23 protein-coding genes are annotated in these 24,072 nt (G+C 68.2%); 17 read left to right on the forward strand and 6 right to left on the reverse strand.

The genetic code is table 11. The annotated features are described in order from the left end of the window. Positions 1 to 34 precede the first annotated feature (34 nt). Positions 35 to 2,653: an ABC transporter gene (locus ACTAQI_RS05405; RefSeq protein ID WP_457950062.1), complete on the reverse strand. Its 2,619-nt coding sequence runs from the start codon at positions 2,651 to 2,653 to the stop codon at positions 35 to 37. 135 nt (positions 2,654 to 2,788) lie between these two features. On the opposite strand from ACTAQI_RS05405, the gene ACTAQI_RS05410 reads away from it, so the two are divergent. Both ACTAQI_RS05410 and ACTAQI_RS05415 read left to right on the forward strand, forming a co-directional pair. Next, positions 2,789 to 3,613, forward strand: coding sequence for a DUF1206 domain-containing protein (locus ACTAQI_RS05410; RefSeq protein WP_457950063.1), 825 nt, complete (start codon positions 2,789 to 2,791; stop codon positions 3,611 to 3,613). A gap of 189 nt (positions 3,614 to 3,802) precedes the next feature. Beyond that, the gene (locus ACTAQI_RS05415; protein ID WP_457950064.1) at positions 3,803 to 4,546 is read left to right on the forward strand and encodes an SGNH/GDSL hydrolase family protein; all 744 of its coding nucleotides are present in this window, start codon (positions 3,803 to 3,805) and stop codon (positions 4,544 to 4,546) included. Here ACTAQI_RS05415 and ACTAQI_RS05420 read toward each other — a convergent pair. Beyond that, the gene (locus ACTAQI_RS05420; RefSeq protein ID WP_457950994.1) at positions 4,543 to 5,244 is read right to left on the reverse strand and encodes an SCO1664 family protein; all 702 of its coding nucleotides are present in this window, start codon (positions 5,242 to 5,244) and stop codon (positions 4,543 to 4,545) included. The two genes, ACTAQI_RS05415 and ACTAQI_RS05420, sit on opposite strands and share 4 nt — an antisense overlap. 58 nt (positions 5,245 to 5,302) lie before the next feature. Further along, complete coding sequence (locus ACTAQI_RS05425) at positions 5,303 to 5,932, reverse strand: MSMEG_4193 family putative phosphomutase (protein WP_457950065.1); 630 nt, start codon at positions 5,930 to 5,932, stop codon at positions 5,303 to 5,305. 243 nt (positions 5,933 to 6,175) lie between these two features. Between ACTAQI_RS05425 and ACTAQI_RS05430 the strand changes: the two genes are divergently transcribed. The 3 genes from ACTAQI_RS05430 to ACTAQI_RS05440 are packed head-to-tail and all read left to right on the forward strand — an operon-like array spanning position 6,176 to position 10,194. Continuing rightward, complete coding sequence (locus tag ACTAQI_RS05430) at positions 6,176 to 7,564, forward strand: sigma 54-interacting transcriptional regulator (protein WP_457950066.1); 1,389 nt, start codon at positions 6,176 to 6,178, stop codon at positions 7,562 to 7,564. A gap of 14 nt (positions 7,565 to 7,578) precedes the next feature. Then, the gene (locus ACTAQI_RS05435; protein WP_457950067.1) at positions 7,579 to 9,579 is read left to right on the forward strand and encodes a vWA domain-containing protein; all 2,001 of its coding nucleotides are present in this window, start codon (positions 7,579 to 7,581) and stop codon (positions 9,577 to 9,579) included. A gap of 6 nt (positions 9,580 to 9,585) precedes the next feature. Further along, positions 9,586 to 10,194, forward strand: a complete 609-nt coding sequence (locus ACTAQI_RS05440) for a dihydrofolate reductase family protein (protein ID WP_457950068.1) — start codon at positions 9,586 to 9,588, stop codon at positions 10,192 to 10,194. A 24-nt stretch (positions 10,195 to 10,218) separates the two neighbouring features. Here ACTAQI_RS05440 and ACTAQI_RS05445 read toward each other — a convergent pair whose 3' ends face one another. Then, entirely contained in the window at positions 10,219 to 11,541 is a 1,323-nt protein-coding gene (locus ACTAQI_RS05445; protein ID WP_457950069.1) for a BNR-4 repeat-containing protein, read from the reverse strand. A gap of 742 nt (positions 11,542 to 12,283) precedes the next feature. On the opposite strand from ACTAQI_RS05445, the gene ACTAQI_RS05450 reads away from it, so the two are divergent. The 6 genes from ACTAQI_RS05450 (at position 12,284) to ACTAQI_RS05475 (ending at position 17,921) form a co-directional block, all read left to right on the forward strand. Next, a complete protein-coding gene (locus ACTAQI_RS05450) occupies positions 12,284 to 13,222 on the forward strand; it encodes a 5'-3' exonuclease (protein WP_457950070.1) in 939 nt (312 codons plus the stop codon). A gap of 145 nt (positions 13,223 to 13,367) precedes the next feature. Further along, positions 13,368 to 13,883 (forward strand): flavin reductase family protein, encoded by a 516-nt coding sequence (locus ACTAQI_RS05455; protein WP_457950071.1) that lies wholly within the window; start codon positions 13,368 to 13,370, stop codon positions 13,881 to 13,883. A gap of 147 nt (positions 13,884 to 14,030) precedes the next feature. Continuing rightward, entirely contained in the window at positions 14,031 to 14,333 is a 303-nt protein-coding gene (locus ACTAQI_RS05460) for a hypothetical protein (RefSeq protein ID WP_457950072.1), read from the forward strand. Further along, positions 14,323 to 14,910: a hypothetical protein gene (locus ACTAQI_RS05465; RefSeq protein WP_457950073.1), complete on the forward strand. Its 588-nt coding sequence runs from the start codon at positions 14,323 to 14,325 to the stop codon at positions 14,908 to 14,910. Before ACTAQI_RS05460 ends, ACTAQI_RS05465 begins: the two co-directional genes overlap by 11 nt. A 42-nt stretch (positions 14,911 to 14,952) precedes the next feature. Further along, the gene (gene hrpB / locus ACTAQI_RS05470) at positions 14,953 to 17,589 is read left to right on the forward strand and encodes an ATP-dependent helicase HrpB (RefSeq protein ID WP_457950074.1); all 2,637 of its coding nucleotides are present in this window, start codon (positions 14,953 to 14,955) and stop codon (positions 17,587 to 17,589) included. A gap of 149 nt (positions 17,590 to 17,738) precedes the next feature. Then, positions 17,739 to 17,921, forward strand: coding sequence for a hypothetical protein (locus ACTAQI_RS05475; RefSeq protein ID WP_457950075.1), 183 nt, complete (start codon positions 17,739 to 17,741; stop codon positions 17,919 to 17,921). An 8-nt stretch (positions 17,922 to 17,929) separates the two neighbouring features. Here ACTAQI_RS05475 and ACTAQI_RS05480 read toward each other — a convergent pair whose 3' ends face one another. Beyond that, positions 17,930 to 18,607, reverse strand: coding sequence for an alpha/beta hydrolase family protein (locus tag ACTAQI_RS05480; RefSeq protein WP_457950076.1), 678 nt, complete (start codon positions 18,605 to 18,607; stop codon positions 17,930 to 17,932). 68 nt (positions 18,608 to 18,675) lie between these two features. On the opposite strand from ACTAQI_RS05480, the gene ligD reads away from it, so the two are divergent. Continuing rightward, a complete protein-coding gene (ligD, locus tag ACTAQI_RS05485; protein WP_457950077.1) occupies positions 18,676 to 19,698 on the forward strand; it encodes a non-homologous end-joining DNA ligase in 1,023 nt (340 codons plus the stop codon). Positions 19,699 to 19,837: 139 nt separating this feature from the next. On the opposite strand, the gene ACTAQI_RS05490 is transcribed toward ligD, so the two are convergent. Next, a complete protein-coding gene (locus tag ACTAQI_RS05490) occupies positions 19,838 to 20,458 on the reverse strand; it encodes an L-threonylcarbamoyladenylate synthase (RefSeq protein ID WP_141160539.1) in 621 nt (206 codons plus the stop codon). A 155-nt stretch (positions 20,459 to 20,613) separates the two neighbouring features. Between ACTAQI_RS05490 and ACTAQI_RS05495 the strand changes: the two genes are divergently transcribed. From ACTAQI_RS05495 to ACTAQI_RS05515, 5 genes are all read left to right on the forward strand, one after another. Then, positions 20,614 to 21,045 carry a VOC family protein gene (locus ACTAQI_RS05495; protein ID WP_457950078.1) on the forward strand — a complete coding sequence of 144 codons (432 nt, stop codon included), beginning with the start codon at positions 20,614 to 20,616 and terminating at the stop codon, positions 21,043 to 21,045. A 113-nt stretch (positions 21,046 to 21,158) separates the two neighbouring features. Further along, positions 21,159 to 21,833, forward strand: a complete 675-nt coding sequence (locus tag ACTAQI_RS05500; protein ID WP_457950995.1) for a hypothetical protein — start codon at positions 21,159 to 21,161, stop codon at positions 21,831 to 21,833. A gap of 18 nt (positions 21,834 to 21,851) precedes the next feature. After that, positions 21,852 to 22,358 carry an HAD domain-containing protein gene (locus tag ACTAQI_RS05505; protein ID WP_457950079.1) on the forward strand — a complete coding sequence of 169 codons (507 nt, stop codon included), beginning with the start codon at positions 21,852 to 21,854 and terminating at the stop codon, positions 22,356 to 22,358. Between the two features lie 152 nt (positions 22,359 to 22,510). Beyond that, entirely contained in the window at positions 22,511 to 23,764 is a 1,254-nt protein-coding gene (locus tag ACTAQI_RS05510) for an anion permease (protein WP_457950080.1), read from the forward strand. After that, entirely contained in the window at positions 23,761 to 23,982 is a 222-nt protein-coding gene (locus tag ACTAQI_RS05515) for a hypothetical protein (RefSeq protein WP_457950081.1), read from the forward strand. The genes ACTAQI_RS05510 and ACTAQI_RS05515 overlap by 4 nt, the downstream gene beginning before the upstream one ends. Positions 23,983 to 24,072 lie beyond the last annotated feature (90 nt).

Consider the following 24,072-nt stretch of genomic DNA (forward strand, 5'->3'; position numbering starts at 1 on the left):
GCCCTTGCGCGCACCAGGGCAAGAGTGCCGGTCCCTACTGGTCCTTGCCGCCAGGATCCGCCTGGAGCGCTGCCGCGAGGTAGGGGGCCGTGCGGCTGCTGCGGGAACGCGCGACGGCGGCCGGGTCACCGGCGGCCACAATCGTGCCGCCGGCGTCGCCACCAGCGGGTCCCAGGTCCATCACCCAGTCGGCGGCGGCCACCACGTCCATGGCATGTTCCACCACGATCACCGTGTTCCCGGCGTCCACCAGGCGGTTCAACTGCGCCATCAGGAGCTGGACGTCGGCCGGGTGCAGCCCCGTGGTGGGCTCGTCCAGCAGGTACAGGGTGTGCCCGCGACGGGCCCGCTGCAGTTCGGTGGCCAGCTTGATCCGCTGGGCTTCACCGCCGGAAAGTTCGGTGGCGGGCTGGCCCAGCCGGAGGTAGCCCAGGCCCACATCCCGGAGTGTCTGCAGGGAGCGGGCGGCAGCGGGAACCCCGGCCAGGAAACCGGCGGCAGCATTGACCGTCATGCCCAGCACGTCCGCGATGTTCTTGCCCTGGTAGGTGACCTCCAGGGTCGCGGGGTTGTAGCGCGTGCCGTCGCATTCCGGGCAGGGACCGTAACTGCCGGGCAGGAACAATAGTTCCACGGCCACGAAGCCTTCACCCTGGCAGGTCTCACACCGGCCACCGGCCACGTTGAACGAAAAGCGCCCGGGACCGAAACCCCGGCTCCTCGCGGCATCGGTTGCGGCGAATTCCTTGCGGACGGCATCGAACAGTCCCGTGTAAGTGGCCAAATTGGACCGCGGGGTGCGGCCGATCGGTTTCTGGTCCACTTTCACCAGGCGGTCGATCCGCTCCAGCCCGGACACGTGCCCCACGGTCAGCGGCCCGCTCTGCTGCTCGGTGTCCTCGTCCGGCTCTTCCGGTGGTGTCCCGGTGCCGGTGCCGGCGTGCAGTGCTACGCCGGCAACATCGGCGAGGACCCGGCTGACCAGCGTGGACTTCCCGGAACCCGAGACGCCCGTGACCGCCGTCAGGACGCCGAGCGGGAAGGATGCATCCAGGTTCCGCAGGTTGTGGCGGCTGACGCCCCGCAGTTCCAGCCACCCGTCGGCTTCCCGCCGGGCACCGTTGGTGGCGACAGCGCCGCCGTCGGCCTCTGTCGTTCCTGTTCCGCCGGGGAACAGGAACGGCCGTGTCACGGACCCGGCCACCGCCTTGAGGCCCTGCACGGGACCGCTGTACAGCACCTCCCCGCCGTCCTCGCCGGCGCGGGGCCCAACATCCACGAGCCAGTCCGCCCGGCGCACCATGTGCATGTTGTGCTCCACCACGAAGACGGAATTTCCTGACGACTTGAGCTGGTCCAGGACGGCGAGGAGGGGCTCGGCGTCCGCAGGGTGCAGGCCCGCGGATGGTTCGTCCAAGACGTAGATCACACCAAACAGCCCTGACCGGAGCTGGGTGGCGATCCTGAGCCGCTGCATCTCCCCGGGCGAGAGGGTGGGCGTGGCCCGCCCCAGTGCCAGGTACCCCAGGCCGAGTTCCAGCAGCACGTTGATGCGCTGCAGCAGGTCGCGGGTGATGGCCACCGCCACTTCGTTGGACTCGGACGACTGCCTGCGCGATGCCGTTCCTGCAGCGGCCAGGGCGGTAGTGGGGCGGATGATCTCCGCGAGTTCGGCCATGGGTACCGCGTTCAGCCCGGCGATGGTGTGCCCGGCGAAGGTCACCGCAAGGGCCTCGGGCCGGAGTCCGGTTCCGCCGCACCGGGGGCAGGGCCCGGTCTCCATGAAGCGCAGCACCTTGTCCCGCATGGCAGGGCTTTTGGAGTCAAGGAGCGTGTGCATCACGTAGCTCTTGGCGCTCCAGAACCGGCCCTTGTACGGTTTCGCCACGCGGTCCCGTTGCGGCGTCACTTCCACCACCGGCTGTTCTTCGGTGAACAGGATCCAGTCCCGCTGCTTCCGGGGCAACTGTTGCCAGGGGATATCCACGTCGTAGCCCAGGTGGGTCAGGATGTCGCGCAGGTTCTTGCCCTGCCAGGCTCCGGGCCACGCGGCGATGGCCCCGTCGCGGATACTTAGCGACGGGTCCGGAACCAGGGATGCCTCGGTGACGGTGTGGGCCGTGCCCAGGCCATGGCACTCCGGGCAGGCGCCTGCCGCGGTGTTGGGTGAGAAGGCGTCCGAGTCCAGCGATGCTGCGCCGTCCGGGTAGCTGCCGGCACGGGAGAACAGCATGCGCAGCGAATTGGACAGCGTGGTGACAGTACCCACGGTGGACCGAGAGGTTGCGGTGCCGCGGCGCTGTTGGAGTGCGACGGCGGGTGGCAGCCCGGTGATCTGCTCAACCTTGGGATTGTGGCCCTGCTGGATGAGGCGGCGGGCGTACGGTGCCACTGATTCGAAGAAACGCCGCTGCGCCTCCGCGTAGATGGTGCCGAAGGCCAGGGACGACTTGCCCGAGCCGGAGACCCCGGTGAACGCCACGATCGCATCCCGCGGCACATCCACGCTGACGTTCCGCAGGTTGTTTTCGCGGGCGCCGCGCACCCGGACGAAGCCGTCTTCAGCGTGGTCCGCGGTGGGGGCGGGGATGTTCAGCTCGGTCAGTTCATCGGCGTTATGTTTGGCATGCACCGCTTCGACTGTAGTAGCCATCCCTGTCTGGCCCGAATTTCCGGGTATCTGTCGGGACGGCGCGGACGGATTTACACTGAAGCATTCCGCGATGCCGGCAGGCGGGGAAGGCTGACCGGGAACAGAAGATCAACTACATATTTGGAGGGGCCGGCCATGGGCAACGCGTCGCAGGGAGCTAACAGGGCAGTATCCGAGGCCGCCTCAGCGAGCCGCAGCCCGGCCGTCCGCATCCTGGCCCGGGCCGGCTTTGTCTTCATCGGCCTGGTCCACATCCTGATCGGCGTCATCGCTTTGCAGCTGAACAAGGGCCAGGGCGGCGAAGCTGACCAGTCGGGGGCGATTGGAACGCTCGCTTCCCAACCGGGCGGCGGGATCCTGCTCTGGGCCGGGGCTGTGGCATGTGCAGCGCTTGCCCTGTGGATGCTCAGTGAGGCCGTTTTCGGGACGCGCACCGAGCCCGACTCCAAGAAGAAGCTGAAGAACGCCGCCAGCGCTGTGGGGAAAGCCGTGGTCTTCGGTTTCCTGGCCTTCACCTTCGCCGTCTTTGCCTCCGGGGGCAGCAAGAACTCCAGCCAGTCGGCCAGCGATTTCACCGCGAAGCTGATGGGAGCACCGGCCGGAGTGGTGCTTTTGGTGCTTGTGGGGCTGGCGATCATCGGCGCCGGCGTCTTTTACGCCTACAAGGGCGTCACCCGGAAGTTCATGAAGGACCTGCAGGACCCGGGCAGCGCCCGGACGGCAGTGGAGTGGATCGGCACCATCGGTTACGCGGCCAAGGGTGTGGTGCTCGCCGTCGTTGGTGTCCTGATCATCGTGGCGGCAGCAACTGCCGACCCGTCCAAATCCTCGGGCCTCGACGGCGGGCTGAAAACGCTGGGCTCACAGCCGTATGGCGTCTTCCTTCTCGCCGCCATCGCCGCCGGACTCATCTGCTTCGGCGTGTATTCCATGGCGCGGGCACGGTACGGAAAGTTCTGAGTCCGGGCGGTGCCGGGTACCTAATGCCCTAAAGGTTCCTGTGCAGTCGCTGTGCATCCTGTTGAACTGGTCACCTTAGCCCTACAGTATTCCCACAATTGCCTACGATGGGACACGGACAAACGAACATACAGCCGGCGGGCAGCTGCCCGCCGGCCACCCGGCAATTCCAGGCAGGAGGAGGCACCCATGCAGGACAGCGTGCTGCTGCACGGACATCCCGGCCGGCTGGTAACGGCAGGTGTTGCTGCCCTCCTCCTGGCCGTAACGTCGGGAAGCGCGGCCCACACCCAGCCCCAGTCGACGGCGGAGCCTCCGGTCCGCGTCGTGGTTGTGGGGGACTCGCTGAGCACGGGCCATGGCACATCGCCGCAGCAGGCATGGCCGGCGTTGATGCGGACGGACCCGGAGGTCGCGGGCCTGGAAGTCGTCAACGCTGCGGAGGACGGAAGCGGTTACCTCAGCACGGGTGACTACAACGGGACATTCGGAACCCAAGTCGATGACTTCGTGACCCCGGACACCGGGATCGTGGTCTTCTTTGGCTCGGAAAATGACCTTGGCTATGCCTCCTCCGACGTTGGTGACGCCGCGCTCGCCGCCATGGACCGGGCAGAAGCCCTTGCTCCCGACGCAAAAATCATTGTGGTGGGTCCGCCGTCGTACACTGCGGAGCCCGACTCCGGACTGGTGGATATCAGCGACCAACTCAGGGCCGCGACCGCACGGGCGGGCGGCGAATTCGTGGACCCGATCGCCGAGGGCTGGATCAGCGACGACTTTGATGACCTGATCGGCCCGGACGGCGATCACCCAACGGTCCTGGGGCAGCACTACCTGCTGGAGCACATCGGCGCGTACCTTGAGCAGGCTGCTCCGGCAGCTTCAGCCGCCCTGGAGGGACGCCAGGACCCACGCAGGCCCGCCGCCTAGACCAGTGGCCACGGGTAACGCATCCCGGTCCGGTCCACGGGAAAAACTTTTTCCTGCAGCATGCGCTGGACCCGGCGCTGGAGGGCGTCCGCTTCGGCGTGGTGGAGCAGTCCGGCCACATCGGCCGGAACAGCGGCAGCCAAGGGGCTGATGTCCTCAAGCAGGGCGTCCGGAACGGGGTCGCCGGCGAAGTCCCAGATCACCGTGCGCAGCTTGAAGGCGGCGGAAAAGCACAAACCGTGGTCGATGCCCCAAATCCGGCCGTCCGTACCGCGAAGGACATGCCCGCTTTTCCGGTCCGTATTGTTCGCCACGTAGTCGAACAAGGCCATCCGGGCCAGCGCGGTGTGGGTTTCCGGTGAGTCGGCGTACAAGGTGAAGTAGTGCTCCTGCTGGTCGCCCTCGATGAACCACTGCAGCGATCCCACTCCCAGCGGCGCGTCCGTGCGGACCACCGTGGGCGGCACCATTCCCCACCCCAGCGCCTCGCTGAGCAGGAACGCGGCGCGCTCCCGCCGGTACAGTCCGGCGTCGAAGTCTGCCAGTGGCCGTTCTCCTGCCTCAGGCTTATAGACGGCCCATGCGGACTCGCCGGCGCTGGAAAGCTCCGCAAGGAATGTCGCATTGCTGCCGCTCATGATGCGTCCCAGCAGCTCCACGCGGCCCTCGGTGAGGAGGGTCAGTTCCCGCCCGGACACCGCACGCCCCGTGGCGCCGCGTCCCGCGGCCAACCGTTCCTTGCCAATGCGGAAAGCATCACGGCGACCTCAGCCCGCTCAAAGGTTCCGACGTCGAATTCACCGTGAGCACGGCCGGCGCCGTCCCGTCCGCGTAGGAGATCGCCGAGACCGACGCCGGGCTGATCACGATCCGCTGGAAAAGGTCCAGGTGGGTGCCCAGTGCGTAGGCCACGGCCGCCTTGATGGGGTCGGCGTGGGAGAAACAGACGACGACGCCACCTGGGTGGGCGGCCCGAAGATCGTCCAGCGTCCCCACCATCCGGGCCTGCATCCCGGAGAAGCCCTCTCCGTTGGGGAAGCGGAACGCTGACGGGTTGTGTTGGACGGTCTGCCACTCCGGCAGGCCCGCAAGTCCTGCGAGCGCGGCACCGGTCCAGTCACCGAAATCGCATTCCAGGAGCCCGGCCTCTTCCTTTACCACCTGGCCGGTGCGCGTGGCGGTGGGCTCCGCGGTCTCTCGTGCCCGCTCAAGGGGTGACGAGTAGATGGCGTCGACGGCCAGGCCGGAAAGGCGTTCGGCAACGGCGTTGGCCTGCGTTCGCCCGCGCTCGGAAAGATGCAGTCCCGGGGCCCGGCCCGGCAGGACCGTCCCAGTAGTGGGCGTCTCGCCGTGTCGGACCAGGAGGATCAGCGTGTTCTGTGTCATTGGGTCTAAGCGTAGCCGCGAGGGGCCCCCGTGCCGAGCTTGCGAGGCGGGGGGAGCGGCAAGCGGTAGCCGCGAGGGGCCCCCGTTCCGAGCTTGCGAGGCGCGGGGAGCGGCAAGCGGTAACCGCGAGGGGCCCCCGTTCCGAGCTTGCGAGGCGCGGGGAGCGGCAAGCCGTAAGGCCAGCCGCGCAGGAATCTGGACGAATCCCTCGATTAGCTGCGGGGCGGGGCTTACCGTAGAGGGGTGACTGATCGCCCCGATATTTTTACCGTTGGTGAACTGCGTGCCGCAGGGTATGTCCACAAGGACCTGCGCCACGAAATCCGCGACAATCTCCTCGCCGCCCTGGCCGCGGGGCAGGACCCCTGGCCCGGCTTGTTCGGCTTCAGCCGGACCGTGATCCCGCAGCTTGAGCGGGCCCTCATCGCCGGACACGACATCGTCCTGCTCGGTGAGCGGGGACAGGGCAAGACCCGCCTGCTGCGGACCTTGGCCGGGCTGCTGGATGAGTGGTCTCCGGTCATCGAGGGCTCTGAGCTGAACGAGCACCCCTTCGAACCGATTACCGAACAGTCCCGTGCCCGGGTCCTGACCGAGGGCGACCGGCTGCGGGTTGCCTGGCGGCACCGGTCGGAGCGCTACGTGGAAAAGCTGGCCACGCCGGACACTTCGGTGGCCGACCTGGTGGGCGACGTGGATCCAATGCGGGTGGCCGAGGGCCGCCGCCTGGGAGATCCCGAGACCATCCACTACGGGCTCATTCCCCGCTCCAACCGCGGCATCATCGCCATCAACGAGCTGCCGGACCTTGCCGAGCGCATCCAGGTGGCGATGCTCAACGTCATGGAGGAACGGGACATCCAGATCCGCGGCTACGTGCTGCGGCTGCCGCTTGACGTGCTGGTTGTCGCGTCCGCCAACCCGGAGGACTACACCAACCGCGGCCGCATCATCACACCGCTGAAAGACCGCTTTGGTGCGGAGATCCGGACCCACTACCCGATTGAACTGGAGGACGAGGTCTCCGTCATCCTGCAGGAGGGCCGGCTGGTGGCGGACGTCCCGCCCTTCATCCTGGAGATCCTGGCCCGCTACACCCGTGCGCTGCGGCAGTCCCCGGCCATCAACCAGACATCCGGCGTTTCCGCCCGTTTCGCCATCGCCGGGGCTGAGACGGTGGCCGCCGCCGCACTGCGCCGGGCAAGCCTGCGGGGCGAGGACCAGGCGGTGGCCCGGATTATCGACCTCGAGCCGGCCGTGGAAGTCCTGACGGGCAAAATCGAGTTCGAATCGGGCGAGGAAGGACGCGAACAGGGAGTCCTCGACCACCTCCTGCGCACCGCCACCGCCGAAGCTGTCAGGGCGCACTTCCAGGGCCTGGACATGGGCCCGCTCGTGGCCGCCCTCGACGGGCACCGGACCGTCACCACCGGGGAACAGGTGACCGCGCAGGAGTTCCTTGGCAACCTCCCGGCTCTGAACGGCTCGGGCCTCTACGACGAAATCGGCCGGCGCCTGGGCGCCACAAATGACGGACAGCTCGCAGCCGCCGTCGAACTGGCGCTGGAAGGCCTGTATCTCGGCCGGCGGATCTCCAAGGAATCCGACGACGAGGAAACCATCTACGGCTAGGCACAGGAGGCACCATGGCCATCCACGAGCGGTCCGCCAGGTACGGCCGGTACACCGGCGGCCCGGACCCGCTCGCCCCGCCGGTTGACCTGGCTGAGGCGCTTGACGCCGTCGCCGAGGACGTGATGGCAGGCTACTCGCCGCGCCATGCCCTCCAGGAGTTCCTGCGGCGCGGCGGGCGGGACCGCGACGGGCTGGACGACCTCGCCCGGCGCGTCCAGCAGCGGCGGCGCGACCTGCTCAGCCGCCACCGGCTGGACGGCACCCTGGACGAAGTGAAGAAACTCCTGGACACCGCCGTGCTGGAGGAACGCAAGCAGCTGGCCCGGGACGCGATGATGGATGACACGGACCGTGCCTTCCGGGAGATGCAGCTGCAGAACCTGCCGCCCTCCACGGCGGCCGCCGTCAATGAGCTTGCGTCCTACGACTGGCAGTCAAGCGCGGCCAGGGAAGCGTACGACCGGATCAAGGACCTGCTGGGCCGGGAGGTCCTCGAACAGCGGTTCGCCGGCATGAAGCAGGCGCTGGAGAGCGCCACCGACGAGGACCGCGAAGCAGTAAATGCCATGCTCCGGGACCTCAATGAGCTGCTGGGCAAACACCGGCGCGGGGAAGACACGGACGCCGATTTCCAGGAGTTCATGGCCAGGCACGGCCAGTACTTTCCGGAGAATCCGCAATCCGTGGAGGAATTGGTGGATGCCCTGGCCCAGCGCGCCGCAGCGGCCCAACGGCTCCTGCAGTCCATGTCCCCTGAGCAGCGTGACGAGCTGATGCGTTTGTCCGCCCAGGCATTCGGTTCGCCGGAACTGATGGCCCAGCTCAGCGAACTCGACGCCACCCTGCAGGCCCTTCGCCCGGGGGAGGACTGGACGGGATCCGAACGCTTCGAAGGGCAGGAAGGCCTGGGCCTGGGGGACGGGACCGGCGTGCTGCAGGACATCGCCGAACTCGACGAACTGTCCGAACAGCTTTCCCAGTCTTACAGCGGCTCCAGCCTTGATGACCTGGACCTGGACGCCCTGGCACGCCAGCTCGGTGAGAATGCCGCCGTGAGCGCCCGCACCCTCGCGGAGATCGAGCGCGCCATGCAGGATGGCGGCTACCTGCGGCGCGGCACCGATGGCGACCTGCGGCTCTCTCCGCAGGCCATGAGGCGGCTGGGGAAATCACTGCTCCGGGACACCGCAAGGCAGCTCTCCGGGCGGCAGGGAAACCGGGACACCAGGATGGCGGGGGCCGCCGGGGAACAGACGGGCTCCAGCCGGCAGTGGGAGTTCGGTGACCGCGAGCCCTGGGACGTCACCCGCACCATGACCAACGCCATCCGGCGCATCATGGCCGACGGCGGTGACCCCGGCCGCGGACTGCGCCTCGCCGTCGGCGACATCGAAGTGGCGGAGACGGAGGCGCGCACACAGGCGGCGGTTGCCCTGCTGGTGGACGTGTCCTTCTCCATGGCTGCCGAGGGGCGGTGGGTGCCGATGAAGCGGACCGCGCTCGCACTGCACCACCTGGTGTCCACCCGCTTCCGCGGCGACCGGCTGCAGCTGATCACGTTCGGCCGCTACGCGCAATCCATGGATATCGCCGAACTCACCGCCCTCCCGGCGCTCCGCGAGCAGGGCACCAACCTGCACCATGGCCTGCTGCTGGCGGGCCGTTTCTTCCGAAGCCACCCATCCACGCAGCCCGTCCTGCTGGTGGTCACGGACGGCGAGCCCACAGCGCACCTGCTGCCGGACGGTGACTCCTGGTTCAACTGGCCGCCTGACGCGGAGACCATCCGCGCCACCGTTGCCGAGCTGGACCGCCTTGGCCGCGCCGGCGTCCAGAGCACATTCTTCCGCCTGGGCAACGACCCCGGCCTGGAACGGTTCATCCAGCGGATGGCGCGGCGCGTCGATGGCCGTGTCGTGGCACCTGAGGTGGGCGACCTGGGCGCCGCGGTGGTGGGGGAGTACCTGCGCGCCCATGTCCGCAGCGCCTACGCCGACGGCGACTGGTTCTGACCTGCCATGAGCCAGCTGATGGTGGACCTGATCATCACCCTGGACGGCTTCGCATCGGGCGAGGGGTGGCCTGGCTGGTGGGGCCTTGAGGGTCCGGAGTACCTGGCATGGCTCCAGCAGGAGGCCGGGAAGGACCGCACCTACCTGCTGGGAGCCAATACCTACCGCCTCATGTCGGGGATGTCGGAGGACGCCGCGACCGGGGGAACGGGATATTCGGAGGACGAAAGTGCTTCCCTGACGGGCCTTGCTGCCGTTCCCAAGGTGGTGTTTTCCGCCAGCCTCGCGGCTCCCCTCCGGTGGCCAAACTCCGAACTCGTGCCGGGGGACGCCGTTGAGGCCGTCAGGCAGATGAAACTGACCCACACGCGGCCCCTGGTTACCTTGGGCAGCCTCAGCCTATGCCGTTCCCTGGTGGCTGCGGGCCTCGTGGACCGCTTCAGGCTGGTGGTCTTTCCCCTGATTACCGGCCGCACCGGAAGCGAGCGGATCTACAACGGCTACCCTGACGTCGCCCTGGAGATGGTGGACAGCAGGACCTTCGACGGAAGGCTGCAGCTGCTCGAGTACATCCCCCGCGTGATCGACCGGCCGCCCCTCAGTGCTGCGCCATAACGCTGTTGCTGGCCCTTGCACGGGTCAGAGCAGCACCACGATTTCCGTCTCATAGGACTGGGACGAGCGCATGGTGCCGCGGAACCAGCAAACGGCATGGACTGAGGCGTTTCCCGGCGGAACCATGGGCCGGAGGTTGTCCACCCGGGAATTGGCGGTTATGGCTTCCCACTCCCACGTGGCGCCTTCGTCCCGGGTCCGGCCGCGGTAGATCTCGTAGTGTTCGGTGGTCTCCCCTGTCCGCGGATTGACCGGGGTGGACACATAGACCTGGTCGAGGTCGTAGGGGTCCACCGCCCCCAGCCCCGTGTAGTCCTGCTCGTGGGGGAGCAGGGCCGGACCGGCGGCGGCGAGCGGGCGCAGGCTCCAGTGGGTCCCGTCAAAGCGGGCGTACAGGAGGCGGTGATCATCGACGTCGAGCATCTGTTCACGCTCAAGGGCGCCGTTGATGTCGTTCGCCCTGCAGCTGATGATCGCGGCCAGGTGGCCTTCCTGGCCGCGAAGGTCAACGGTCCAGCCGTGGGTCAGGACATCGCCGTTGAGTTCAATGCCGGCCCGGAAAACGGTGGTGAGGGCATTCTGGTTGATGCCCGGCGAGCCGATGAGCGGCTTGCCCACCACCCGCCCCAGGGCATCGTGCAGGGCGTTGTCCCGGATGTAACCGTGATAGATGCTGTTGTTGAAGTCGCGGGGGTGGTGGTCCGTGGTGATGAGGTCGATGCGGTCGGTGCCGTTGCCGAAATAGCGCGTGTAGCCGTTGACGTAGCCCACCTTGGGCCGGGTGAAGACCTTGCCGCCGTAGCGCCAGGTGCTGCCGTCATCCTCGGACACCATCAGGCTGGGGTCATCGTTGATGGCGCGGACAAAGTTGTACACCCGGGCCTCGGCGTCCAGCCAGTGCAGGTTGGAGTAGGTTGCGCCGCGCCCGGCGGCCAGTTCGGTCCAGTCGAAGCACTCTTCCGGGCCCCATTCGGAGGCATCGTGCGGCCTGGTGGAAATCCGGAAGCGCGAATAGTTGTCCGTTTTGTGCCTGGCGTACATGGCCAGGTACCGGCCGTCGGGCCTGATCAGGAGGGCCGGGGCGTCATGGTCGTCCGGCTCCAGCCTCGGGTGGAGGACATGCACCCTGCTGTGCCCGGTGGCCAGATCGAGGACGGCAACTTCGATGTTGCCGCCGCGGCTGTCACCGCCGGGGCCGTCAGGGGCGGCCACTGAACCGACCAGCAGTGTGTCGCTGACTGGGTCCACAAGGGCCCGCTCGTCCTGGAACCAGCACCAAGCGCCGTTGTTGTTGATGGTGATCGGCCTGGCGGGCACAGCCCTGCTGCTTTGGGTGGGGGATGGCATCCCGCCATCGTGCCCCATGGCCGCTGCCGGGTCAACGAAAAAGCGGCCAACTGATCATGTTTGATCAGCGGCGGGCCAGGGACAGCTCCGCATGACGTAAAAAGGACCGTTTCCCTGCGCTTCCCCGACGGCTACAGCGCCTCCGCCGACGTCATGGCATTCCATGGACTGGCCGACGGCAGGGAACCCCTGCCAAGCGGGACCGCACCGGGCATACGCTGGAACCCGGCCAGGCCGGCGTCGTACGTCCAGCGCAGGCCGCCGCCGGGCACCTGCCGGGCGCACCCGACATCCTGGCCCGCGTCGAAGCGCTGGTTCCGGCACTGAAAAACCCGAGCACCACCTGCCTGCCCCGACGGTGCAGGAACTGCAGGATGCCGGCGTCTTCCGCATCCTGGTGCCCGCCGGCGTGGGCAGCAAAGGAACGGCATTGAAGCACGGCAGACGGATTCGGTCCTGGCGCAGGCCCGCTACGCCAGGGCATCAGGGGCGTTGGCCGCTGCGCAACTGCACTGGCAGGCGGCTCGGGCGGCAGCGTCCACCGGCTGTCCCACGCGCTGCAGCGCATCCATCGGGACGTTGGTGTCCTGTTGAACCACCCCACCCTGGGCATCGACCCTCTATCCTGGAGCAGGCGGGGCGGGGCCTGCTGGGCCTGGGATTCACGGCGCAGTCCTTCCAGGCGCCACGGCGGACATCCCGGCTGCTGCCCTGCCGGCCGATTCCGTGTGAGGATCGAGGTATGCCCCAGCGCCTCATGCTGCTCGACACCGCCTCCCTGTACTTCCGCGCCTTCTATGGCCTGCCGGATACCATCCGCCGCCCGGATGGGACGCCGGTCAACGCCGTCCGGGGACTGCTGGACATGATCGCCCGGCTCAGCACCGACTACCAGGCCACCCACCTGGTGGCCTGCTGGGATGACGATTGGCGGCCGCAGTGGCGGGTGGACCTCATCCCCACCTACAAGGCCCACCGGGTGGCACACGCAGTGTCGGACGGCACGGACATCGAAGTGGTTCCTGAGGGCCTGGAGGCGCAGCTGCCCATGATCCGCCGCGTGCTGGAGCTGGCCGGCATTGCCATTGTGGGCGCGGCCGAACACGAGGCCGACGACGTTGTGGGCACCTATGCCAGCCACGCCGGCTTCCCCGTGGACGTCGTCACAGGCGACCGTGATCTTTTCCAGGTGTGCGACGACGCCCGCGGAGTCAGGGTGATCTACACCGCCCGCGGCATGAAGAACCTCGAAGTCATCACGGAGGAGACCGTGGTGGCCAAGTACAAGGTCCTCCCGCAGCAGTACGCCGACTATGCCACGCTGCGCGGCGACGCCTCCGATGGCCTGCCCGGCGTGGCCGGGATCGGCGAGAAGACGGCGGCGTCCCTGCTGCTGAAGTTCGGGACCCTCGAAGCGTTGCTGGCAGCTGCCGACCAGCCCGGCACGGGCCTGTCCGGACCCGTCCGGGCCAAACTCGCGGCCGCCGCCTCCTACCTCGAAGCAGCCCCCGCCGTCGTACGCCTGGTGCGCGATCTGGAGCTACCCACCCTTGACAAGGCGGGTGCCCGGTTGCGGCCCGTGACGGGTGGCCCGCGCACGGAACTGGAGCAGCTGGGCACCGACTGGAACCTGGGAGGCTCTGTCCGCCGGCTGCTCGCCGCGCTGGACCAGCGGGCGTAGCCGGCGGGCAGCCCGGAAACTGATGACGCAGGATGTACGGGCATGACATTTCGTTGCGGCACGGGTCCGCGTGTTTCGGACGTCTTGAGCAGGCCAGTCTGCTGATGGTTTGGTGAGGTAACGATCCAGACGAGAGGCCATTTCCATGACAGTCACTTCAGACCTTGCTCCCCGCCGGCTTCGGGACATCTTCGGGACATTCGCCAGCGGCCTGACTGTGGTCACAGGTTCCACCCCTGACGGGCCGGCCGGTTTCACCTGCCAGTCCTTTGCCTCGCTGTCGCTGGACCCGGCGCTCGTGACCTTCAGCCCCGCGCGCACATCCACCACCTGGCCCGTGCTGCGGAGGGCCGGTTCGTTCACCGTCAATATCCTCCCCGCCGAACACCAGCACCTCGCGGGACAGTTCGCCCGCTCGGGGGCGGACAAGTTCGCCGGGGTCGGCCACACGTCTTCGCCGCTGGGCAATCCCGTGCTGGACAACGCGCTCGCCTGGATCGACTGCGACCTCCATGCAGAGTACGACGGCGGTGACCACACCATCGTGGTGGCCGCCGTACGCCACCTCCATGCCCGGCACGACGCCGAACCCCTGCTGTTCTTCAAGGGCCGGTACGCCGGACTCGCGCCTGCCGGGAACCTGCTCGAAGCAGCAGGCTGACCCCGGGCCCGGATCCAAGCAAGGACGGCCGCCACTCCGGCCCGCGGGGTGCCACGGCTCCCTGCTCTTGCTTCCGGCCCATGTGGTAGTAAGCTTACTGAGCATTACTAGTAAGCTTGCTGATTAAATGGGATGGGAGCAGGAGTCATGGGCGCAATTTTCGGTACGGCCCTGTCACTGATGCTGACCGTAGGCGGCGCGGTAGTGGCCGCGGCAGGGGGCCCCGGAGCTGCTCAGCATTACCTTGCCGGCCACGTGCTCCTCGGAGTGGGCATCGGCCTGTTGATCGCCACCGCCCTGCGAATCGGCGCCCGCATCCTCCTGGCCCGGCCCGCCTCGCCTGCACGGGAACCTGCCGCGCCGGCGCCGGCTGTTGAAGTAACCCCTGTCACCGTCCTGCCTGTGCGCACCGCGTCCACTGTCCCGATGCGGGGGCGGCATGCCGCCTGAGGTGGAGCAGCCGGCGGAACACACGCCCCCGGGCGCGTCGGCGCCCGTACGCCGCCGTCGTCACATCCGTGCCCTGATCGTCCTGTGCTGCGCCGTGGTGGCCGCCGCCCTCGTTGCCGGAGCGGCAGGCGTCCGCCCAGGCGACACTGACGACAACGTGCTGCGGGGCTTCCAGATCCGCGTGCTGAGCATCAGCCAGGCCGCGTCGGAAAACAGGATGGACGGGGCGCTGGCTGCCCTGCAGGCCCTGGAGAAGGACCTGGGCGAAGCCGCGGCGGCGGGCCGTGTTTCAGCTGCCCGGTACCGTGGCATCGAGAATGCGCTCTCTGCAGTCCGGGCGGACATCGCCACGCAGGTGGCAGCAGCGGCCGCGGCGGCGCCGCCTGCTCCGGAGCCGAACGCCGACATGGTGGCCCCTGCCCTGGCAGGCACCGCCCAGGACTCGCCCGCTCCGGCTGAACCCGTTGTTCCCGCCGTCGCCGCGGCACCTGCCCCCGCCCCGGAAGGGCCGGGTTCTCAGCGTTCGGACACCGCGAAGGAAGCCAAAGGCAAGGGCAAGGGCCAAGGCAAACCCTGACCTGGGCGCAATAGTGCCTCCCCGTCAGGGCAGAATGGACGGATGATTCCTCCTGACGGCACCCCCGCCGGAAGCGATTTCGACCTTGCAGCCATCGGTGCAGGGCTCGCCTTCGAAGGCTCCCTCCCCGCACTGCGGCAGGCGCTGGAAAGCGGGCCCGTGCCGGGCGCCGCTGTGGTGCAGGCGCCGCCGGGAACCGGCAAAACCACGCTCGTTCCGCCGCTGCTCGCAAACCTCTATGGCCGGTCCGGCCGCGTGATTGTCACCCAGCCCCGGCGTGTTGCCGCCCGTGCCGCCGCCCGCCGGCTCGCCGCCCTCGATGGCAGCGGGCTTGATGGCAGCGGGGCCGCCGGCCGCGTGGGTTACACCGTCCGTGGGGAACGCCAGGCGGGCCCGGAAACCCGGGTTGAGTTTGTCACCCCTGGCATCCTGTTGCGCCGCCTGCTGGCAGACCCGGGGCTCGACGGGACGGCCGCCGTCGTCCTTGACGAGGTGCACGAGCGGGGCCTGGAAACGGACCTCCTGGTCGGCATGCTGGCGGAGGTCCGTTCACTGCGGGGAGACCTCGCCGTCGTCGCCATGTCCGCGACGCTGGACGCGCCCCGGTTCGGAGCCCTGCTGGGGAATTCCGACGGCGGCGGCCCGGCGCCCGTGGTCGACTGTCCTTCGGTGAACCATCCGTTGGAAGTGCAGTGGCTCCCGGCTCCGGCCGCACGGCTGGAGGCCAGGGGAGTGGCGCGCGCCTTCCTGGACCATGTCGCCGAGGCCGCGGCGGACGCCCATGTCCGTGCCGTCGCCGCAGACAACTCCGTGGATGCACTCGTGTTCCTGCCGGGCGCCGGGGAAGTCTCGTACGTGGCGGGGGCGCTCCGCGGCAGGCTTGGCCGCCACGTGGAGGTGCTGGAGCTTCACGGCCAGGTGGCGGCGTCGGAGCAGGACCGGGCCGTGTCGGGGCGTCGTCCCGGGGATTTGCCGCGGATGATCGTCTCCACTGATCTTGCCGAATCCTCCCTGACGGTGCCCGGCGTCCGCCTGGTGGTCGACTCCGGGCTGACCCGGGAACCGCGGCGGGACTCAGGCCGCGGCATGAGCGGGCTGGTCACCGTTTCCTGCTCCCGGGCGTCCGCAGACCAGAGGGCAGGCCGCGCCGCACGGCAGGGGCCGGGGACGGTGGTCCGCTGCTATTCCCAACAGGCCTATGGCGCGGCTCCTGCGCACGTCACGCCGGAAATCAACGTGGCGGACCTGACCGGCGCCGCCCTCACCCTGGCCTGCTGGGGTGCACCCGGCGGGAAAGGGCTCGCGCTGCCGGACGCCCCGCCCCGCCTGGCCATGGACGACGCCATTGAGGTACTCCGGGAGCTGGGGGCGGTATCCGATGGCGGAAAGGTGACTGCCGCGGGCCGCGCCCTCGCCGCCATTCCCGCCGATCCCCGGCTTGCGCGGGCACTGCTCGACGGCGGCGCCTCCACCGGCGGGCAGCTCGCCGCCGAGGTGGTGGCCGCGCTCTCCGGAGACCACCGTGCGCCCGGCGGCGACCTGCCCCGGCTGCTGGCCCAACTCCGCGCGGACAAAGGCCCGGCGGGAAGGCGCTGGGCGGAGGAGTCCAGGCGGCTGGCTGCCTTGGCGCGGCGGCAGAAGGCGGGCGCCGGATCGGTTCGGGGCATCGCCGGCGGCGGCCCCGAAGCTGTTGGCGGCGTCGTCGCCCTCGCCTTTCCCGACCGCGTGGCCCGCCGCGTGCCGGGCAGTGAGGGCGCGGGGCAGTACCTGCTGACGTCCGGGACCAGGGCAGGCCTGTCCGCCGGCAGCACGTTGTCAGGCCACGAGTGGCTGGCCGTGGCCGAAGTATCCCGGGCAGGGGGCCGGGACGCGGCGGGCACCGGCGCCGTGATCCGTGCCGCGGCACCCTTGGCTCCCGCCATGGCCGAAACGGCGGCGTCGCACCTGCTGTCCGACACGGTGGACGCCGAATTCAGCGGGGGCCGGCTGAGCGCGCGCAGGACCAGGCGGCTGGGTTCCATCGTGCTCTCCGCAACACCGGTGCGCCCCACCGCCGAACAGGGGAGGAGGGCTGTGGCGGCCGCGCTGCAGGCGGGAGGGCTGGCGGCCCTGTCGTGGTCGACGGCGGCGGCCTCCTTCCGGCGCAGGCTCGCATTCCTGCACCGGGAGCTAGGAGAGCCCTGGCCCGATGTGTCGGACAACGCCCTGTTGGACCGGCTGGAAGAGTGGCTGGGGCCCGAGCTGGTGGACCTTGCCGGCGGGAAGCCGGTGGGCTCGATTGACCTGGCGGACCCCTTGCGCCGCCTGCTGCCCTGGCCGGAAGCTGCCCGGCTGAATGAGCTTGCCCCCGAAGGCCTTGAGGTCCCCAGCGGTTCCCGGGTCCGGATCGATTACCCGGAACCCGGTGACCACGGTGCCTCGCCCGTCGTGGCGGTGAAACTGCAGGAGTGCTTTGGGCTGGCGGAATCGCCGCGGCTGGTGGATGGCCGTGTCCCGGTCCTGTTCCACCTGCTGTCCCCGGCCCGGCGACCCCTCGCCGTGACGGATGACCTGACCTCTTTCTGGTCAGGCGCGTACACCCAGGTGCGGGCGGAGATGCGGGGCCGCTACCCCAAGCACCCCTGGCCGGAGGACCCCTGGTCAGCCCCGGCCACCGCACGCACCCAGCAGCGCAAGTAGCCCTGTGCCCGTGCCCTGTCATCAGGGGCACCGGCACGTGAGATCCCGGATACACGGGCGAAACGTCCCGTCGCCCCGGTGAAACATGCGCTGGGTACGCTCCTTCTACGTGGACGGTGTTGTCCATACACCCCGGGAAGGACGGAACCATGTTTCTCTTGCACAGCCTGAACCTTTTGCACGGCAGCAATCTTCTGCTGGACGGCCGCCGCTACGATGACGGAAGGCGGTATGACGGCGGCCCGTCCGGTGACGGCGTGACCGATGCCTTCCCCGCCGGCCGGCTCACCTCCGCTGCCTGGGAAGGCTGGTGGCACGAGGACGCCGCCTAGCCACCGCCTCAGCCGTGTGCAGCGATAAACGTGGCCACGGGAGCTGCCAGGGACGCACCAACTTCGTCAGCGGGCCGCTTCTTTCCAGCCACCGCGAACGAGTGGTCACCGCCCTCAACCCACTGCAGCACGGCATTGGGCCCGATCCTGGACACCACATCCGCCAGGATTTCCGGCGTGGCAAACGTGTCGCGGGTTCCCTGCAGGAACAGCATGGGTGCGGCCAGCCCGTACAGGTGCCCATCCCGGAGCTTCTCCGGTTTTCCGGGAGCGTGCAGGGGATAGCCCAGGAACACCAGCCCTGCTGCCTCCATGCCCTCGGCAACTGCCATGGACGCCATCCTTCCCCCGAACGATTTGCCCGCCGCCCAGACCGGGCCGCGGTCACCGTTGGCGTCAGCCTCTGCACGGGCGGCGGCCATGGCCGCGCGCCAGGCGGCGATGGCCAGCGGAGGACGGTCAGGGAACTTCCGCCCCGCCTCCCGGTAGGGAAAATTGAAGCGCAGGGTGGCCAGGCCCAGGCCGTTGAGGGCATCAGTGAATCCGCGGAGGAACGGGTGCTCCATCCCGGCACCCGCACCGTGTGCCACCACGACGGTTGCAGTGGGATCCGTGGGGCGGGCATACACGGCGGAAAAAGAGGCATCGCCGGCGGTGACGGTGAGCTGCTGATCGGATGCTGGCATGGATCCATCATGCCGGAGGACTGCCGGATGTACCGATCCCTGCCGTTGGCGGGGTGTACGTTGTCCCCATGGCAAGTGAACAGACCACCATCACAGTCCAGGGCCCCAACGGGCCGCGCGAGATGCGCATTTCCAGTCCCAGCCGCGTTCTGTGGCCGGACCTGGGCCTCACCAAGCTCGATTTGGTGAACTACATCTGCGACGTAGGGGAGGCGTTCATCGCCGCCAACGGTGACCGGCCGGTGGCACTGCAGCGGTTCTCCGGCAACATCGACGGCGAACAGTTCTTCTCCAAGAATCCGCCAAAGGGCACCCCGGAGTTCATCCGCTCCGTCAAGGTGGTCTACCCCAGTGCAAGGTCCCACCCGCAACTGGTCTTCGACGAGCCTGCGGCGGCCGTGTGGGCAGTCCAGATGAACACCGTCGTGTTCCATCCCTGGCCCTCGCGGGCGGAAAACACGGACAACCCGGACCAGCTGCGGATCGACCTCGACCCGCAACCCGGAACGGACTTCGACGACGCCGTCCCCGCCGCCCTGGTGCTGAAGGAGGTGCTGGCCGAGGCAGGGCTTACCTGCTTCATCAAGACCTCCGGGAACCGCGGCCTGCACGTTTACGCCCCCATCGAACCGACCCGCGAGTTCCTGGACGTCCGCCACGCCGTCATCGCCGCCGCCCGGGAAGTGCAGCGGCGCATGCCGGACAAAGTGACCACGGCCTGGTGGAAGGAAGAACGGGGCCGGCGTGTGTTCCTGGACTTCAACCAGGCCAACCGCGACCGCACCATCGCCGGCGCCTACAGCCCCCGCGCCCTCCCGCACGCCCCCGTGTCCTGCCCCATCACCTGGGATGAACTGGAACACGCGGACCCAAAGAACTTCACCATCCTCACGGTTCCGGAGCGGCTGAAGACAGTGGGCGATCCGTGGGCCGGGTTCAATGCCGCGCCCGGCACCATCGACACCCTGCTGGAGTGGTGGGACCGGGACTGCACAGCCGGTTTGGGAGAGCTGCCCTTCCCGCCCGACTACCCCAAGATGCCGGGCGAACCCCCACGGGTGCAGCCCAGCAGGGCCCGCAAGCAGGACTGACACCAGCAGGACTCACCCGCGCGTCCCAAAAGGGGGCACTTTGACACGGACACGCCGGCCGCCGTCGGAAATTACGACGGCGGCGCCGCCAAAGTGCCCCGGGGACCGCAGGTGCGGCCCGGGTTTGCTCGAAGCAGGGTTACTCGAAGCGGGACGGATCGCCCATGCCGCGCCGCACAACCTCGGCCACCCCGCTGGAGAAGTCAACAACGGTGGTGGGCTCGGCTCCGCAGTCCCCCGCGTCGATGACGGCATCCACCTGGTGGTCCAGGCGTTCCTTGATCTCCCAGCCCACGGTCAGTGGTTCCTCCTCATCCGGCAGCAGCAGCGTGCTGGACAGCAGCGGCTCGCCCAGTTCGGCGAGGAGCGCCTGGACCACGCGGTTGTCCGGGATGCGTACCCCCACGGTCTTCTTCTTGGGGTGGAGCAGGCGCTTGGGAACCTCCTTGGTGGCGGGCAGGATGAAGGTGTAACTGCCGGGGGTGACAGCCTTGATGCTCCGGAAGACGTCGTTGCCTATGTTCACGAACTGTCCCAGCTGCGCGAAATCCCGGCAGACAAGTGTGAAGTGGTGCTTGTCGTCCAGGTGCCGGATGCTCCTGATCCGGTCCAGGGCTTCACGGTTTCCCATCTGCGCCCCCAAGGCGTAGCAGGAGTCCGTGGGGTACGCGATCAGGCCGCCATCGCGGATGATCTTCACTGCCTGGGCAATAGCGCGGGGCTGCGGGTCATGGGGATGAACGTCAAAGAATCTGGCCATGCCCCGAGCCTACGTTCCCGGGGCCGCACCGCACCATATTCGGCGGGGACTCACGGGGGAGTCTTCCCCTACCCGGCCATCGCCGGATGGGGCAGGATGTTGAGTGCACCAGTCCCGGCCGAAGCAGTTCCCGGCCATGAGAAGGAGATCCTGCCATGCCAACAATCCTCAATCCCTACCTCAGCTTCCGCGACAATGCCCGCGACGCAATGAACTTCTACCAGTCCGTGTTCGGCGGCGAGCTGACGCTCAGCACGTTCGCCGACTTCCAGGCCAGCGAGGACCCCGCGGAAGCGGAAAAGATCATGCACGGCATGCTGACCACCACCCAGGGCCTGGTGCTCATGGGCGCTGATACCCCGAACAGCATGGAGTACCACCCGGGCTCCTCCATTTCCATCTCGCTCAGCGGCGATGACGAGGTGGAGCTCCGCGGCTACTACCAGAAGCTGAGCGGCGACGGTGGTGCGGTGACGGTGCCCATGGAGACGGCCCCATGGGGTGACGTCTTTGGCATGTGCACGGACCGGTTTGGGATCGCATGGCTGGTCAACGTCAACGGAGCCCAGGCGACGGCGGCACCCTGACCATAGGGCGGGTGACCACCGGACGGGGTTGCCGCCCGGACCGCCCGCCGGATCTGCCCTTGCTTCTTGAGGCCGGGCCCCCGGACTGCGAGGATTAACGGGTGAGGCCCGTTATGGAGTTCCTGTACGACAAATGGTGGATGGTGTTTCCGCTGATGGCGTTCGCCGGCCGCTGGGCGGGCGGGTGGCGGCGAGCGGGGGAACGCCGGCACCGGCGCCGGGTTGAACTGTACAAACTCAAGAACCAGGCAGCGGAAGCGGAAAGGGCGTCAGTGGCCGAGGTGCAGGCTCTGATGGCCACCCACGACGCCACCAACCGCCGATGGCTCGACTATGAGCTCGATGTGGGCAAGCTCATTGATTTCCCCCTCATGACCGACGTCCGCGAACCGTTCACCGTGGCCTTCCTTCGCGCCAAGCGGGAAGCCGATGGCCAGCGCCCGGCGTCCGCAGAAGACATTCGGTCCGTGTCCGGCCTGGACGCCTACCGGCAGGCTGTCAATAACTTCGCCGTATCCCTCGACGTGGCCGAGCGGGAAGCCAGGCGCATCAGGGACAGCAATTTCAGCGGACCGGAGCGTGAACGGCTGGCCACGGCCCGCAAACTGCTCATGATCGCGGAGAACCAGGCAGCTACTCCGGCCGAACGGCAGGCAGCCTACAAGCGGGCCCGGCGTGAGCTGGACGGCCTTATTGTCCTGCCGGACGTCACCCTTGCGGCCCTCGAGGAGAAAATCGCCCCGGAACTGGATGCTGGCCCCCGGCCGGCGCAGTTCCACCAGGGCTGAGTCTGCCAGGGGTGAAGCGTGGGTTGCACGCTGTATTTGGACGTCGACGGCGTGGTGTGCCCTTTTGGCCCGGAAGGAACCACCGGTTGGGGTTCCCCGTGGCAGCGGGCCGACGCCGGACTGTTGCCGGTCGCCTTCGCCGCCGAGCTTGTGGCCGGGCTGAACGCCCTGGCCCGTACGCCCGGGCTGCGTTGTGTCTGGCTCACCAGCTGGGAGGAGCTGGCGCCCCAATACCTGTGTCCCGCCGTCGGACTTAAGGGAACCGGCTGGCCGTACCTGGCCGCGGACGGGGCGGCCGGCGGGACCGGCTGGTGGAAACTCCGGGCCATCCAGGAAGACATCGAAACCACCGGGCCGGGCGCCGTGGCGTGGGTGGATGACCAGCTGGCATTCGAGGCGGACGCGCAGCGTTGGGCACGTGTCCTGGGCAGGCGCATCCTTACTGTCTCGCCCCATCCCCGGCACGGAATCACGCCCGCTGAACTGGACCGGATCCACTCTTTCCTGGCCCAACCCGTGTTTTGACCTCATGCCGGGGACGCGTACGATCGATAAGGTTTCCCGCCGGCTGTGCCGCCGCCGCAAGTCATTCCACGCAAACAGCTGGTGAACTATGCTGTGCAAGGCAGCCGGGTAAGAGAAACTGCTGAACGTCGACTCTGCAGATTGGGCAACAGGTGGATATCACCTTCATGGTGGCGCTGGTCATCGCACTGGCACTATTTTTCGACTTCACGAACGGCTTCCACGACACCGCGAACGCCATGGCAACGCCCATCGCAACGGGTGCCATCAAGCCCAAAACAGCGGTAGCCCTGGCGGCCGTCCTGAACCTGGTGGGCGCCTTCCTGTCCACCGAGGTGGCCAAGACAGTGTCCGGCGGCATCATCCGCGAGGGCTCCGGCGGAGTCCAGATCACCCCCGAGATCATCTTTGCCGGGCTGATGGGCGCCGTCCTGTGGAACATGATTACGTGGTTGAAGGGTCTGCCGTCCAGCTCCTCCCACGCGCTCTTCGGCGGCCTGATCGGCGCCGCGATTGTGGGGGCGGGATTCAACTCCGTCAATTTTGAGAGCCTGCTCCAGAAGGTCATCCTTCCGGCCGTCTTCGCCCCCTTGATAGCGGGGCTTGCCGCCTACGTCTGCACGCGCCTGGCCTACGCCCTCACGGCACGCCACGACCCCGAGACAGGTACCAAGCTCACCCAGAAGCGTGGTGGCTTCCGCACCGGCCAGATCTTCACCTCCAGCCTCGTGGCCCTGGCCCACGGAACCAACGACGCCCAGAAGACCATGGGCATCATCACCCTGGTCCTGATCGCTGCCGGCAGCCAGGCGCCCGGCTCCGGACCCCAGCTCTGGGTGATCACCGCCTGCGCCCTCGCCATCGCCATCGGAACCTACGCCGGCGGCTGGCGCATCATCCGCACAATGGGCTCGGGCCTGACCGAGGTCAAACCCGCCCAGGGCTTCGCCGCCGAGACCAGCACCGCGTCCGCCATCCTCGCCTCCTCACACCTTGGCTTCGCCCTCTCCACCACGCAGGTGGCCTCCGGTTCCGTGATCGGCTCAGGGATGGGACGCCGCGGGACCACCGTCCGCTGGAACATGGTGGGCAAGATCGCGCTGGGGTGGCTCTTCACCCTGCCGGCCGCCGGCATCGTTGGCGCCCTGACCGCCCTGCTGGTGACGACCGGCGTCGTGGGTGTGCTCATCGCAGCCATCGCCGGCAGCGGGGCGGTCCTGTTCATGTTCTTCTACTCACGCAAGTCCTCCGTGAGCCACCAGAACGCCGTCGAGGTTGAGGAAGCCGGCCAGGCTGTCCGATTCGCCAAGAAGAAGGCCCTGGCGCGCGCCCGGGCCGAAGCCAAAGCAAAGGCCAAGGCGCAGGCCGATGCCGAAACCAACAACCCCAAGGAGAATCAGCGATGAAGTGGTTGGAACTCCTGACTGTTGCCGGCACCACCCTCGTATCAGCGGCCATCGTGGTCACGCTCTACTCCCTAGGGGTCCGTTTCACCGCCATCGCCGGTGATGCCCAGCAGACCTCCCCGGGAGTCAAGCGCTCCATCGCCTACCTATGTTTTGGGCTGTGCGGCCTGGCAGTCCTCTTCGGGCTGTACCTGATCATCCCGTACTTCACGAAGTAGCAGCGCGCGGGGCCAGGGGCCCATTGCTCCGGCCTCCCGGGAGGCCGGTGGGCGAAAGGGGTTGGCCGGGTTGGGGCTGCTCGCTAGGCT

The sequence above is a fragment of the Pseudarthrobacter sp. alpha12b genome, assembly GCF_054130495.1.